Annotated in this window: 12 protein-coding genes; all 12 read right to left on the bottom strand. The window is 46.5% G+C overall.

Features of this window, described 5'->3' with window-relative positions:
• Positions 1-232: 232 nt before the first annotated feature.
• Positions 233-1183, bottom strand: coding sequence for a TIM barrel protein (locus MHI55_RS00850; RefSeq protein ID WP_282322250.1), 951 nt, complete (start codon positions 1181-1183; stop codon positions 233-235).
• Positions 1184-1242: 59 nt separating this feature from the next.
• Positions 1243-2115, bottom strand: coding sequence for a carbohydrate ABC transporter permease (locus tag MHI55_RS00845; protein WP_074092962.1), 873 nt, complete (start codon positions 2113-2115; stop codon positions 1243-1245).
• A gap of 75 nt (positions 2116-2190) precedes the next feature.
• Positions 2191-3087: an ABC transporter permease subunit gene (locus MHI55_RS00840; protein ID WP_074092961.1), complete on the bottom strand. Its 897-nt coding sequence runs from the start codon at positions 3085-3087 to the stop codon at positions 2191-2193.
• Positions 3088-3189: 102 nt separating this feature from the next.
• Positions 3190-4767 (bottom strand): extracellular solute-binding protein, encoded by a 1578-nt coding sequence (locus MHI55_RS00835; RefSeq protein WP_157116011.1) that lies wholly within the window; start codon positions 4765-4767, stop codon positions 3190-3192.
• 434 nt (positions 4768-5201) lie between these two features.
• The gene (locus tag MHI55_RS00830) at positions 5202-7460 is read right to left on the bottom strand and encodes an AraC family transcriptional regulator (protein ID WP_282319735.1); all 2259 of its coding nucleotides are present in this window, start codon (positions 7458-7460) and stop codon (positions 5202-5204) included.
• Between the two features lie 294 nt (positions 7461-7754).
• Positions 7755-8933, bottom strand: a complete 1179-nt coding sequence (locus MHI55_RS00825; protein ID WP_076254983.1) for an IS110 family transposase — start codon at positions 8931-8933, stop codon at positions 7755-7757.
• A 320-nt stretch (positions 8934-9253) separates the two neighbouring features.
• Positions 9254-10201: a ribose-phosphate pyrophosphokinase gene (locus MHI55_RS00820; protein WP_036616184.1), complete on the bottom strand. Its 948-nt coding sequence runs from the start codon at positions 10199-10201 to the stop codon at positions 9254-9256.
• An 80-nt stretch (positions 10202-10281) separates the two neighbouring features.
• Positions 10282-11106 carry a histidinol-phosphatase HisJ gene (hisJ, locus tag MHI55_RS00815; protein ID WP_127546310.1) on the bottom strand — a complete coding sequence of 275 codons (825 nt, stop codon included), beginning with the start codon at positions 11104-11106 and terminating at the stop codon, positions 10282-10284.
• A gap of 12 nt (positions 11107-11118) precedes the next feature.
• Entirely contained in the window at positions 11119-11844 is a 726-nt protein-coding gene (gene hisIE, locus MHI55_RS00810) for a bifunctional phosphoribosyl-AMP cyclohydrolase/phosphoribosyl-ATP diphosphatase HisIE (RefSeq protein WP_076216873.1), read from the bottom strand.
• A 1-nt stretch (position 11845) separates the two neighbouring features.
• Positions 11846-12607 (bottom strand): imidazole glycerol phosphate synthase subunit HisF, encoded by a 762-nt coding sequence (hisF, locus tag MHI55_RS00805; protein WP_338589869.1) that lies wholly within the window; start codon positions 12605-12607, stop codon positions 11846-11848.
• 30 nt (positions 12608-12637) lie between these two features.
• Complete coding sequence (hisA, locus tag MHI55_RS00800) at positions 12638-13372, bottom strand: 1-(5-phosphoribosyl)-5-[(5-phosphoribosylamino)methylideneamino]imidazole-4-carboxamide isomerase (protein WP_047841450.1); 735 nt, start codon at positions 13370-13372, stop codon at positions 12638-12640.
• 62 nt (positions 13373-13434) lie between these two features.
• The gene (gene hisH / locus MHI55_RS00795; protein WP_340388309.1) at positions 13435-14061 is read right to left on the bottom strand and encodes an imidazole glycerol phosphate synthase subunit HisH; all 627 of its coding nucleotides are present in this window, start codon (positions 14059-14061) and stop codon (positions 13435-13437) included.

The raw sequence follows: 14061 nt of genomic DNA, 5'->3' as shown, positions 1-14061 counted from the left end.
CATTCTCCCGATGTGCGGAGTATGTTGCTTCAGTGCCTTCAATTCAGACCGGAAGCCTACTCATACCGCCCGTAGGTGAGTTCATTTTTCTCGTCAGTATATATCATATTTCTACAAAAGTCGCTAGAAAACCTGTGCTTGTTTTACTACATATTTATGGGTCTCCGTCACTGAGAAAACAGTCGTTAAACACATGCTGTGAACATGCAAACTGTTTCCCACATCACCGCGCCTACTCTGTCACTCCAAGCTTCTTCATTAGCAAGTCATGACTCTCATGAATCTCTTCTGCCTTACAGGCAGACTTCAACTCATACACCTTCACCTGTGCCCGGCGAATCATCGGCAGATAGGCATCATAGAAGTTCATATCCTTACTGTGTACATACGGGCACCAGTGATCCGAGAGACCAAGCGTCTCATGGATATGGACCCCTACGATATCATCCATCAGGCCCCGCATTTCTCCCACACTGTCATAAAGGCCCATTCGGTCCATCATTATGGCATGACCGGTATCGTACCAGATACCAACCGGAGCCCCTTTGAGGGCCGTGATGATGGTCTTGGCTTCGGCAAGGGTAGGAATCTGTTGTGGTCGGGATCTTGTCTCGATGCCAAAACGAACATCCAGACCTTTAGCTGCCGCCCGATTGCATACCTCATCCAGACTGGCGATAATTTTCTCCACATACCCTGAACTGAGGGCTTCCCGCCGCTCCATCAATTCAGCCCATTTGCTCCGATACTTCGGTGAGTCCGGACCTTCCTCGTTATAGATCTTTCCAAGGTCTTTGCTGATATCCTCAGGAAAAGGTACCTCTCCCGGGTGTACAACAACAGCTTCTCCACCATAACGTTGGGCATATTCAGCTGACTCTACCAGCAATTCGATCGCCCGCTTACGTTTCACTTCATCTTCGAAGCCGAGCAAGATGGAATCCGTACCGTAGTCTGGATCAGGGTCATGTGGAAAGGTGTTGTGGACACTAGAAATTCCGATCTCTCCACGCTCAATCATGGGCTCAATCGTCGTGAGCATCTCCTTCGTCACATTATAATTGAGCTCCACCCGACGAAAGCCGAGATCCGCAATCTCCCGAATCATATCTTCCCCTATGGGATGTTTCCTGATGTTCCAACATGTCGAGAATGAGTATTCGCCCTTGTCTTCTCCCTGCATATTCATTTCCTTCTCCTTCCCCTGATATCAGTTCTTGTGTGTACGGGGATCACCCAACATTATCCTTTAACCGCTCCCAGCATCGCACCGCTGACGAAATACTTTTGCAACCATGGATATACCAGTAGGATAGGTACTGTTGCGAACACGACCGTTGCAGCCTTAAGACTCTCTGGAGTTAATCTGGTCCGGTTGGCACCTTCCATTAATGTAAGCTCACTAACCATGTTGTTCTGTACCATTTGATAGAGCTTTAGTTGAAGTGGATATAGCTTCGGATCCGTGATGTACATCAGGGAATCCTGAAAACCATTCCAGCGTCCAACCGCATAGAACAAACTGAGTGTAGCGATTACTGGCATGGATAATGGCAGAATAATTTTAAAGAGCGTGTGTACATGTGAGCTTCCGTCGATCTCAGCCGATTCTTCTAAGCTCTCCGGTATCCCACGGAAGAAGGAGATCAGGATAATCAAGTTAAACGGACTCACTAATCCTGGTAGAATCAAAGCCCAAACGGAATTCAGCAAATGCAGGTCACGAATCAGCAAATATTCGGGAATAATCCCTCCGCTGAAGAACATGGTGATGATGATGACGTACATAAACATTTTGCGACCTTTTAATTTTTTCTTCGTGAGCGGGTACGCTGCAGCAATGGTAAACAACATGCACAGCGCTGTCGTAGCTATCGTAAGAACCGTGGTGAAGCCTAGTGAATAGATCATGGAATGATCCGAAAATACTTGCCCATATGCATCCCAGTTAAATTCCTTTGGGAAGATGGTTACTTCACCTGATGTAATGGCCCGGTTCGAACTTAGCGATATCGCAATCGTGTGCAGAAACGGAGCAAGACAGAATATAACAAATAAGGTGATAAAGGAGACATTGACAATATCAAAAATCCGGTTCGAGGTGCGGTCACTCATCTGCGCACAACTCCTTTACTGATGGTCTATACGTTCAACAAACCAAATGTAACAAATTTTATTATTTCCCTAAAATTATAGTATTCCTTCACCGGTTGTTTTCTTCGAGATATAGTTTGAGCCGAGTACAAAGATCAATCCGACAACAGCCTGGAATAAGCCGACAACCGTTGCAAGTGTATACTGTCCAGACTGTATACCCATTCTGTATACAAAGGTACTGAGTACATCGGAATATTCACGAACAGCCGTATTACCAATAACATAAGGCCGGTCAAAACCGATGCTGACCATATTTCCGAGATTAAGGATAAGCAAGGTTACAATGGTTGGTTTAATACTTGGCAGTGTAATATGCCAGATTCTCTTCAGCCGCGTTGCACCATCAATCTCAGCTGCTTCGAACAATTCCTTGTTAACGCCGGTTAATGCAGCCAGATATAGAATGGTTCCCCACCCAGCACTTTGCCACACACCTGTGAACAGGTAAGTAACAAGCCAAGGGTTTTTCTCTGTCAAAAACGGAATTGAATTTAGGCCCATACTTTCCAGAATACCGTTTACCATACCGGATTGATTACCAAACAATTGGTATACAATTCCCCCGATGATAACCCAGGAGATAAAGTGAGGAATGTACAAAATGGTCTGTGAAATTTTCTTAAACCATTTAAACCTTACCTCATAGAGCATAATGGCCAGAATGATTGGAGCAGGGAATGAAACGATCAGATCAAGAAAATTCAGCATAAATGTGTTACGTAGCGTAGTGTAGAAGTCCGGCATTGCAAATACCTCGCGAAAAGCATCAAAACCGATCCATTCACTACCGTTAATACCTTGAAACAGGTTAAAGTCTTTAAAAGCGATCTGCACACCGTACATTGGTCCGTATCGGAAAATGATAAAATAAATAAGGGGTAGTGAAATTAGCGCATACAGTTGCCAGTATCTCTTCAAGTATGTGGTCATGTCTCTCTCTCCTCCTCACAAACGAAGAAACGCTATGCCGCCATCCAAGAGACGGCACAGGCTTCATCGAAACACTTCAATTTACACACATTTTGTTCAAACTTATTGTTCAGCAGCTTCCAATTCTTTTTTCAGCTCTGTTCCACCCAAGGACATGTAGTCAGCCATTTCTTTTTCAAATACAGCATCGAATTCTTCAGGTTTTGCCATCGCTGTTTTTACGATAATAACGTCCAATTTATCTGTCAGTGCTGTGCTATACTTCATCTCTGTCTGAATTGGCTTGCTGAAGACAATTGGTCCAACAGTATCTGTGTTTGCAACTTCAAGTGCTTTTTTCAAAATTTCCTGATTCGCTGGAGGGAATCCCATGATCCAAGCTTTTTCATTTTGTGCTTGATCACCAAGGTTTTTACCGTTCGAAATAATTGCGGTATCTCCTGCATTGAACAGACGATCTTTTGCTTCTTGAGTAGCGTCTGCTTTAGCAACCGGAATGCCGTCTACCAGATCATAGTTCTCGCCTTCCACACCATCATAAATGGCAGTGAGGTTTTTATCGGAAGCCATCCAATCCAGATATTTAATTGCTTCTGCCGCACGTTCGCTGCTCTTCGGAATCATGATGTACATACCATTCGAACCATAACGAGACTTGATATGTTTTCCATCAGCATTCGCATTGGTGTATGCATCGAGCGGAGCCAAGTTGCTGTCCGGTTTGTTTGTTTTCAACAGATCATAAGATCCATCTGGCCAGAAAATAGAGTCCACATCTTCAGAGAAGAAACCAGTATTTCCATTTGCAACGTCTTTGTTTAACTGGGTTTTATCCTTATCCAAGCTGAAATCCTTACTGATCAATCCTTCGTTGTATAGCTTGTTCAAGAACTGCATGGATTCTTTGAATCCTTCATGCAGAGGCAGTTCATAGCGTTGAGCATAAGTCTTATCACCAGCGATTGGCTTAATGAAAGAATAGATGAGTGGTTCATAGGAAGCTGGTGCAAGCGCAAAACCCATAGGAATGTTTTGACTTCCCACATTGCCAGGATCTTTTTCTTTAAAAGCTTTCACTGTGTTATACAACTCATCTGTTGTTTGAGGTGCTGGCATTCCCAGCTTATCTAACCAATCTTGACGAATGAAGGAGCTGTACCGCGCTGTAATCGCACGTTTACCCGGTATAGCAAACTGCTGTCCCTCCACTTGACCAAACTTTAATGTATCTTCGCCCAAAAACTTTTTCAGATTCGGTCCATACTGATTAATCAGATCACCTACATCTGTCAACCCGCCTTGTTGTGCATAGCGGTAAAACACGCTGGAGTCATAAACGAAGACAATATCCGGAACATCCGAAGCACTAGCCATCAGGACATTCAGCTTGGTTACTTCCTCAGAACGTTGAACAGGTACGAACTGTACGTCAATGTTGTTCGGATCACCAAAGTTCTTTTGAATCATTTGAGAGATAAAGTTATTTGAGATCGTGTACTGAGAAGGTGTTTTACCACGGTCGAAAAGCTCCACCTTTAATGTGACGCGTTTTCCATCGCCAGATGCCCCACCTTCTGCTGATTTGTTATCAGCAGATGAGCACCCCGCAAGTAGTGAGACGCCCATTACTGCTGTAAGCGCCAAACCCATCAACTTCTTTAGACTCCCTTTTCTTGTCATTCCGTTCATCCCCTTTGGCTTTGCGTGAATGTTTTTGAAGCTTGCTCTGAGTATTCCACATCTCTCGTCTTTCTTACAATAAACTAGTTTCGTAAGCGTTTACATACGGATTATGGTTTATACACTCTGATTATTATCGCAGACTGACTATTTTCCAACCCCTTGCTGCTAAAGGCTTTAGTGCTAGTCTGCCCCCTCTGACACAGAACACTCTGCTCATATTCGGATAAACCATTTTCACATACTGCTTATATTCGTAAATAGAAAAAAGTGGGAATATCCTTGTAATCTCGCACACAAGTAGTTACTTCCCTTTCAGTTTATAACTGAATAATACAAACAGGGTGAATCCCAGACTGTCCGCTCTCTCAGTGAAAAGCGACTGCCTAAAACTCACCCTGTATTTACTTAAGCCATGAACATCTATATTCTTGTCATTCTTCGAGATCAAGGTGTTCACGTTTCAAACGACGATAATCCCCTGGTGTAATACCCATCACCCGTTTAAACACACGGCCTAAAGTAATCCCGTTCGCGTATCCTACTTTCAAAGCAATGTCCTGCAAGGAATGATCCGTTTTTAACAGAAGCTGTTCGGCCTCCTTCATGCGAAGCTCTGTAACAAAATCAACAAACTTCATGTTGAATTCGGTCTTAAACAAATAACTCGCATGTTTGCCCGTAATCTGAAATCGATCACTCAGATGTTTCAATGAAAGATCTGGATTAGCAAACTGTTCTTCAATATAGGCTTTCATTTCGTTAACCATTGCTTTGTAACTCTTGGTTTCAGTGACCGCCACATAGGTTCTGAACAGATCCGTCAGATTATCAAACAGAAGGCCTTTGATATCCTCAAGTGTCTCTGCCTCTTCCATCAACTTGAGCCACTTGTTAATGTTCTCTTCTGACAGCTCTTCTTGCAGCTTCTCTGACATCATTGCGACTTCTCTACTGAGCATCTGTAACATCGCCTGGATGAGAGAGCGAATCTCGTCATCTGGCAGTTTATTTCGCTCAAATGCTGTGAAAATCTCTTCCAGTTGATCACGCCACTGAACACTCGACATGCGGAATCGTTTAACAAAGTCGGCAATCATCTGCAGGTAAGTGTAAGTATCCAGCAAAGGATGCTGATGCTCTCCGCACTCGGCTTGCCCCACGTCACCATTCATCAAAAGCTTGCGTTGCATTACCGTCTCGGCTGCTGCATAGGAATCCCGAATCGATCCTATGCCTTCAGCAATAGGCCCAATACCAAAGCTAAGGGAAATACGCAGATTCTGTTCCACCCAAGATTGACATTCCTCTGCCACAATGCGAATCTGCCCTGACATATCCGAGCTGTTACTGTCACTATCTTCTTTGGACAGAAAGAGTATCGCTACTCGATCTGCGCTGATCCATTCAGCCCAGCACTGCACTCCCATATTACGTGATAGTTCCTGCAGAACGTTCATCAAAGCAAACTTCAGCGTATTTTGTTCACCTCTCGTAAACCGTTCCTGGAACCCCTTTTCATACTTGTTGATTTCTCCAACCACAACGGCAAAACGGGACGAGTCATGCACTTCATCAAAAGGAGACAGATCCTTCAATTGCTCTGAAACTTGATCCATATGTTCCCCAAGCAGTAAGGCATTAAACAGCCTGCTGCGTTGTAAAAGTGCGTTCTCTCTGCTCTTCTTATCATAGTCCATCATATGATTGATCAGATTCTCAAGAACACCATCAATCATCTTCATCTCATCGGTCCGAGTGCCTGAGTTTTCCAACGCACGGATTTGATGAGCTTCAATCCGGTTCATGATAATCTGAATAGGCTTATAGTTACGACGAGTAATATAGACTATATAAACGATGGCACAGATAACAGTCACCATTCCAATTACAATCCACACGTAGGAAACTACGGATACCCAGCCAAACAAGTTGCCCGCCTTAATTCCACTGGACAGGGTCCAGCCCAATCTGTCTAGCGGTAAATGGTTTAGCTCCTTTCCATTTACTGCGCCTTCATAATCGGAATGGGCATTATACACAATCTTGCCCTCACGATCCGTAATCGTCAGAAAGGAAAGTTGCCCATTAACCATACTATCCACACTTTGCTCAATACTGCTCATCTTGATATTAATGACCAGTGTACCCTCGGAGCCAAAAGGTAAAGGCATGCCCTTATTCACTGTCAGTACCCGTACGGGTTGCTGAAAGTCCACCTCGATTTCCCGGACTGGTTGCCAGCCCGACCCGATTGGCCCGTTAACAATCCGATCAATCCACACCTTATCCGAGAAGCTGTCCGATTCTCTGGAGCCACTTACTGTCAAAACTCTGTCGTTTCTCTTGTCGTAGATATAGATGGATTGAATCCATGAAGAAGAACTGGACAGTTCGCGCAAATTCTGTGCAATTGAATAGACCGTGTCCGAGCTCGTCTGGACGGTGTTATTAAAATAAAGCTTGTAAGCTTGTGTGTTCTGTACTGTTTCGGTCACAGATAGCTCAATATCCCGGATCGTACGATCCAGTGTAGACTCCAAGTAACTGGAGGAGATCCGATCTGCCTTTCTGGTCTCTTCCCTAGAGACGTCATTTATGAAAACAAATGCGATAAAAATAAGGATTGTCATGGTAAAAAAGAAAATAGGGAAATACGAAAACAACAGTCGATAATACCAAGTACGCGACAATAGACCCCACTCCTCACTCCACGATGCCAATGTTCTCAGCCGTGGTTCTACTGTTCAGCATCCATCTCACCTTAGGGGCTGAATACTATATGATAACGCTATCATAACTGATTTTATGTTATTATAGCACAAGCCTCTGAGCAACAAAGCAAGAATTGAATTCAAAGAGCAAAAACAAAAACCAGCTAATGTTTGTCAAGCATTTCTGGTTGGATGAGTTCTCTTTTCGTGGTATACTTTTTCCGACCAACACGAATAACCTCCACGGGTATGGAGGTTTTGGTTAAATATGGATTACACTTGGTAGGGCTGGCCTTTCTGCAAGATGGCGAAAATGTGATGTAACAGCTTGTTTGCGCAGGCGATCACGGCCACCTTGTAGGGCTTGCCCTCGTTTCTTTTTTTCTCGTAGTACGAACGGATTCTTGCATTCGCATTCTTTCGCATTCCACATTGCACCGCTAAATATAGTGAACGTCTGAGCCTTTTAGAGCCTCGTTTCGTAATTCGTGTACTTGTCGCTGTGAACTTTCCTGAACTGAAAATCCCTGGGTCAAGGCCCGCAAACGCTACAAGTTGCTTCGCATCACTAAACTGTTTCACATCACCTAGTTCAGCTACAATGGCTGCGGCCAGTTTCGTTCCAATTCCCGGGATACTTCTCACCAGTCCGACTTCAGGCAGATTTTCTGCAAGTTCCTCCATTTGTTTTTCGAGTTCCTCCAGTTGCCGAATCATCGTCAACAATAAAGAGACCATTCCGAGCAGTGCCTTGCTTTGAGCGGGGCTACGCCGAATTTCTCTCCATTCATCCAGTACTTCCTCCAGTTTTCTCGCTTTTTCATTGGTCCATCGCTTGGAATGGGATCGTCCCGAATTACCCTGAATGACTTCATTCCAATTCGTCACACTTCCCTCCAAACAATGAGACAGCACCGTCAATGATGTTGTTGAAAACACATTGTAAAATATCTGCTCATACGTCGGAAAAACTTGCTCCAGCAAGGCTCTGCTGTTCAGCTTCGCCTGCACAAAGATTCCCGTGACAAACTCATGCTGCCGAGTCAAATGCTGTAGCTCTGTAAACGTCTCATCCCAATTTCGATGCGGCTTCACGTCGCCGCGATAGTACATCTCTGCCAGATGCCAAGCATCTGCAGCATCTGTTTTAACTTTGCGTAACTGCGTTCCCTTCGCTCGCTTGGATTGCAAGGGATTCACAATGTAGTAGGTGTAGCCACTCCGATTCAGACAGGACACCAAGGCACGATGGTAATGCCCAGTCGCCTCCAAAACAACCACTGGAGCAACACCCGTTTCGGCTTGAAGGGCCCCTAACATCTCCGTGAATTGTTCGAATCCACTCGCAACATGCTCAATGACGATAGCTTTACCAACGGGCTCATTTCGTTTTTGAAACGCCTGTATCACACTTGAACCTTTAGCGACATCTACACCAACAACAGGTTCCATGCCCTCACTCCTTATCTTTCGTTTCGCCGGTCCTTTCCACGATGGTTCCAAACCCATAGCTTCGCTTGTTATACGGGGTCAACTGCCCCTACCAGCCCAAACATGGTCTTTTGGAGGTCGTGGGAGAACTGTTTTTGTTACGAGGTCCTAGCCCCTAAAACCGCCACGTTCTCCCGGCTTCCCCCATCGTAAAACGACCACAAAAAAAGGCCAACCAGTAATTACTGGCTAACCTGACAATACGAAAAACCGTGCTGAGCAGACAACAACTCAGACACGGAACAGTTCATCTGGCAACACAACGTTATATCCTCGATGCTCTATATGCCAGAATCTTTAAACAATGTGGCCATGGAGCCACCATCCACAATAATGCGTACGGCGCGGGCCAGCATTGGCGCAACAGGTAACACTTTGAAGCATTCAGGGTGGTCATCTGGCAGTGCGATCGAGTCCGTAACGACCACCTCTTCAATTGACGGGTGATTCAATTTACTTACTGCCCCATCCGAGAACAATCCGTGTGTTGCACATACATATACATTTTTGGAGCCACGTTCCTTCAACCCTTCCACAACATTCAGAATGGTTGTTCCAGTGTCGATCAGATCCTCAATAATAATAGGTGTCCGTCCTTCTACATCACCAATGACATGGGTAATCACCGATTCATTATGGCTTGGACGTTTCTTGATCATAATGGCAAATGGAGAATCCAGACGGTTCGCCAGCTTCTCTGCCATCGATGCTCGTCCCGCATCCGGGGAGACGACAACAGGGTTCTCGATTCCTTTGCTTAACAGATAATCACTAATCAGATCCAGTGATGTCATATGGTCAACCGGAATGTTGAAGAATCCCTGAATGGCCGCTGCGTGCAGGTCGATCGTTACCACTCGATTGGCGCCAGCCGTAGTTAATACATCTGCTACCATCTTGGCCGAGATCGGTTCCCGAGGTGCGGATTTGCGCTCTTGACGAGCATAGCCGTAATACGGAACAATGATGTTCACAGTGCGCGCTGAAGCCCTCTTTGCGGCATCAATCATCACCAACAGCTCGACAAACAGCTCATTAATCGGATGAGACAACGACTGTACCAGAAACACATCACAATTACGGATCGTTTCTTCATAATGAACGTATATTTCTCCGCTCTTGAACCTGGACAGCTTGATCTTGCCCAGTTGTACACCCAGCTTGTCACATACCTGTTCTGCCAGCTTAGGGTTCGATGAACCGGAAAAAATACGTAACGAATGCTGCATAATGCCCTCCTGAGGGTTGAAATCCCTATATAATCCCTTATCTAAAAGGTTATTTCCTACCCTCATTATACTCTAATGGCTTATACATTTAAAGGAATGAACGAGCGATGACGGCCTTCAAAAACAGCGACTTCCGTACAGCCCAACTCATGTAAAAGTGCTTCAGCTTCAGGCAAATAATCGCCCAGCTTCATTGGGTCATGTGCATCAGAGCCCATGGTTAATGGAATACTCAAGCGAATGGCTTCCGTCAACATTCTGCGACTAGGGAACATCTCGGCACAAGGCTTCGATAACCCGGAAGCATTCAGTTCCATGGCGCAGCCACTTTTGGCAATAGCCTGCAACGCTGCGTTCTCCAGTGAGATACGTTCTTCTGTTTGCTCTGTTGAAGGAACAAAACCGAAGCGTTTAATGACATCCGTATGGCCCATAATATCGTACATGCCCGTGGCGGCTGCCTTGCTTACGGCATCGTAGTACTGACGATATACTTCAAGGATGTCTTTGCCCTCCCAGTGATGGGTCTGGCGGAAATCCGTAATGTCCCATTCCCCAAGAAAATGCACAGAGCCAATCACATAATCCCATGGATAACGCTCAATGATCGCACGGATCTCTGTTTCCCAGCCTTCGATATAGTCACCTTCCAGACCAACACGTACGTCAATCTGCCCACGGTAACGTTCTTTCAGGGAGAAACACTCCTCTACGTAACGCGGCAGTTCATCCATAGGCATCGCCATTTCCGGATAATATTGAGCCGGATCGACATGCAACAAGGGCATGTGATCGGACAATCCAATCTGGGATAGTCCGATCTCCACACCACGCTGCACGTACTCTTCCAGTTTGCCCACGGCATGTCCACACCGCTCATGGTGTGTATGATAGTCTATACGCACGAAACTCGCCTCCTAATCGCGGCGAGGCCGTTCATGACGGCGGCTCAGCTCTGACATAATGTCGTCCAGTGGTAGCTTGCGCTCTTGTAACAGGACCAGCAGGTGATACATCAGGTCACTGACTTCCAGACGAAGCTCGTCATTATCTTTATTTTTGGCGGCGATGATCGTCTCGGACGCTTCTTCACCGATTTTTTTCAGTATTTTGTCTACACCTTTATCAAACAGATACGTTGTATATGCACCCTCAGGACGCTCACGTTCACGCTCTGCAATAACGGATTCCAGTTCAGCCAATACCTCAAAGCGACTTTCGGAACCGGAACTTGCAGAAGCAGATGCCGCACCCGCTTCATCCGAAGCCTTGTCTGCCGATTTCTCTGGCAAACCAATGATTTCATTATGGAAACAAGTTACCGCCCCTGTATGGCAAGCCGGACCGTTCGGTTTCACCTCAACCAACAAGGTATCGCCGTCACAATCATATTTTAGGGAAGTAATCGTCTGCACGTTGCCAGATGTTGCCCCTTTATGCCACAACTCCTGACGCGAGCGTGACCAGAACCAGGTCTCACCGGATTCCAGCGACAACTTCAGGGATTCGCGATTCATATAAGCCATCATTAAAACTTCACGAGTATCTACATCCTGCACAATGGCAGGAACCAAACCGTCACTCCAACGAATGTGTTCCACAACCTGTTCCAAGGATAACTGTTCCTTGATTTCATCGCTCACTTTAGTCACGGATCTCCACCCCTTGTTCTCTCAAATGTTGTTTTAACGCCGGTACGGCGATTTCTTTGTAATGGAAAATCGTTGCGGCCAGCCCTGCGTCCGCTTTGCCTGTGGTAAATACATCATAGAAATGAGATTCTTTGCCCGCACCGCCCGATGCGATGACTGGAATACGCACAGATTCGGATACTGCTGCCGTCAGCTTCAGATCAAAGCCGTCTTTTGTTCCGTCCGCGTCCATACTTGTGAGCAGAATCTCTCCCGCGCCCAAGCTCTCAGCCTGTTTAACCCATTCCAACGCCTTGATCCCGGAGGGTTTCCGTCCACCATGGGTATAGACTTCCCACTCGCCCCAAGCTTCGTTAAACTTGGCATCAATCGCTACCACGATGCACTGCGAGCCAAAGCGACGTGCACCATCTGCGATCAACTGCGGATTAAGTACCGCGGCTGTATTCACTGCAATTTTATCCGCACCTGCACGGAGAATCCGCTTCATGTCCTCCACCTTGGAGATGCCACCACCTACCGTAAAGGGAATAGCGATCTCGCCCGCCGTCTGCCGTACGACTTCTTCCATCGTTTCGCGACCTTCTACCGAAGCGGAGATATCGAGAAACACCAATTCGTCCGCGCCCTCGCGGTCATATAGTGCCGCCAGCTCTACCGGATCACCCGCATCGCGGAGATTAACGAAGTTGACGCCTTTGACGACCCGGCCGTCCTTCACGTCCAGACAGGGGATGATTCTTTTTGCCAGCATGCTACCTCTTCCTCTCTATCCGAATATCCCTTACTTATTGACCGCACGTACTGCTTCAGACAGATCGATGCTTCCCGTATACAGTGCTTTACCCACAATTGCTCCACCAACACCATCATCCGCGTGGCGACTCAGACGAAGCAAATCATCCATTACACTTACACCGCCAGAAGCAATAACCGTCCGTCCGCTTGCCTTGGCTAGAGACACAATCGCTTCTACGTTAGGACCCTGCATCATGCCATCACGGGATATATCCGTAAAGATAAACGTTTCTGCGCCATATGCCGCCAGTTCCTTCGCGAGCACCTCTGCCTGTACTTCCGATGTTTCAAGCCATCCGCGGGTTGCCACGTAACCATTACGAGCGTCGATGCCAATTGCCACTTTGTCGCCGTAACGTCCCAGTACTTCCTCTGTAAAAGCACGATCCTCAATCGCTGCTGTTCCAATGATCAGCCGGCTAACACCCAGACCCAGCAAACGTTCTACATCCGCTACCGTACGAAGTCCGCCGCCCACCTGAACAGGTACGTTCACAGCCGAGGCAATCCGCCCGATCAGCTCATCGTTAACAGGGTGCCCTGCTTTCGCACCATCCAGATCCACCAGATGAACGTATGTACCGCCTTGCTTCTCCCAGGATAGAGCCACTTGAACCGGGTCATCGTTATACACGGTCTCCTGATTATAATCTCCCTGCACCAGTCTTACACATTTGCCGTCCCGGATATCAATCGCCGGATATAGGATAAAAGATGACATACAAGGCCTCCTGAATATGAATTAGATTTGTACGCTTTCTATAGTTAAGAAGAGATGATGTTTTACCTTTGTACAGGTGCTCCTGTCAGAGCCAAAAAGTTACCGAGCAGCTTTATACCAAGCTCTCCACTTTTCTCCGGGTGGAATTGCATGCCGAAGTTGGATCCTCTGCCTACAATGGCTGTCACCGGATGTCCGTAATCCGTTACCGCCAGCAGATCGTCCCTGTTTTCAGTAAGCGCATGATAGGAATGGACAAAATAGACGTGACCTGCTTCAAGCCCCGTAAATAGAGGATTTTCCGCGTGCAGGAATTCCAAACGGTTCCATCCCATATGAGGAACTTTCAGCTCTCCTGGTTCGAATCGCACCACTTTACCTGGAAAAATATCCAGTCCCTCATGCTCGCCATGCTCTTCACTTGAGCTGAACAATAATTGCATGCCCAGACAGATACCGAGCAGTGGCTTGGACCCGGCAGCGGCTTCCTTCACCACCGTATCCAGTCCACTCTCCCGCAGATGAACCATTGCATCACCAAAAGCACCTACGCCTGGCAGAATGACACCATCTGCGCCAAGAATCTCTTCCCGGTCACCCGTGACCAGCGCTTCGTAGCCAAGACGTTCGACCGCTTTGCCGACGCTGTGCAGGTTACCCATACCGTAATCGACAATTGCAATCGCCAT

The sequence above is a fragment of the Paenibacillus sp. FSL E2-0151 genome (assembly GCF_037993015.1).
GTDB classification, from domain to species: Bacteria; Bacillota; Bacilli; order Paenibacillales; family Paenibacillaceae; genus Paenibacillus; species Paenibacillus amylolyticus.
The sequence above is the reverse complement of the archived record's forward strand: the minus strand, read 5'-3'. Positions and strand labels throughout refer to the sequence as shown.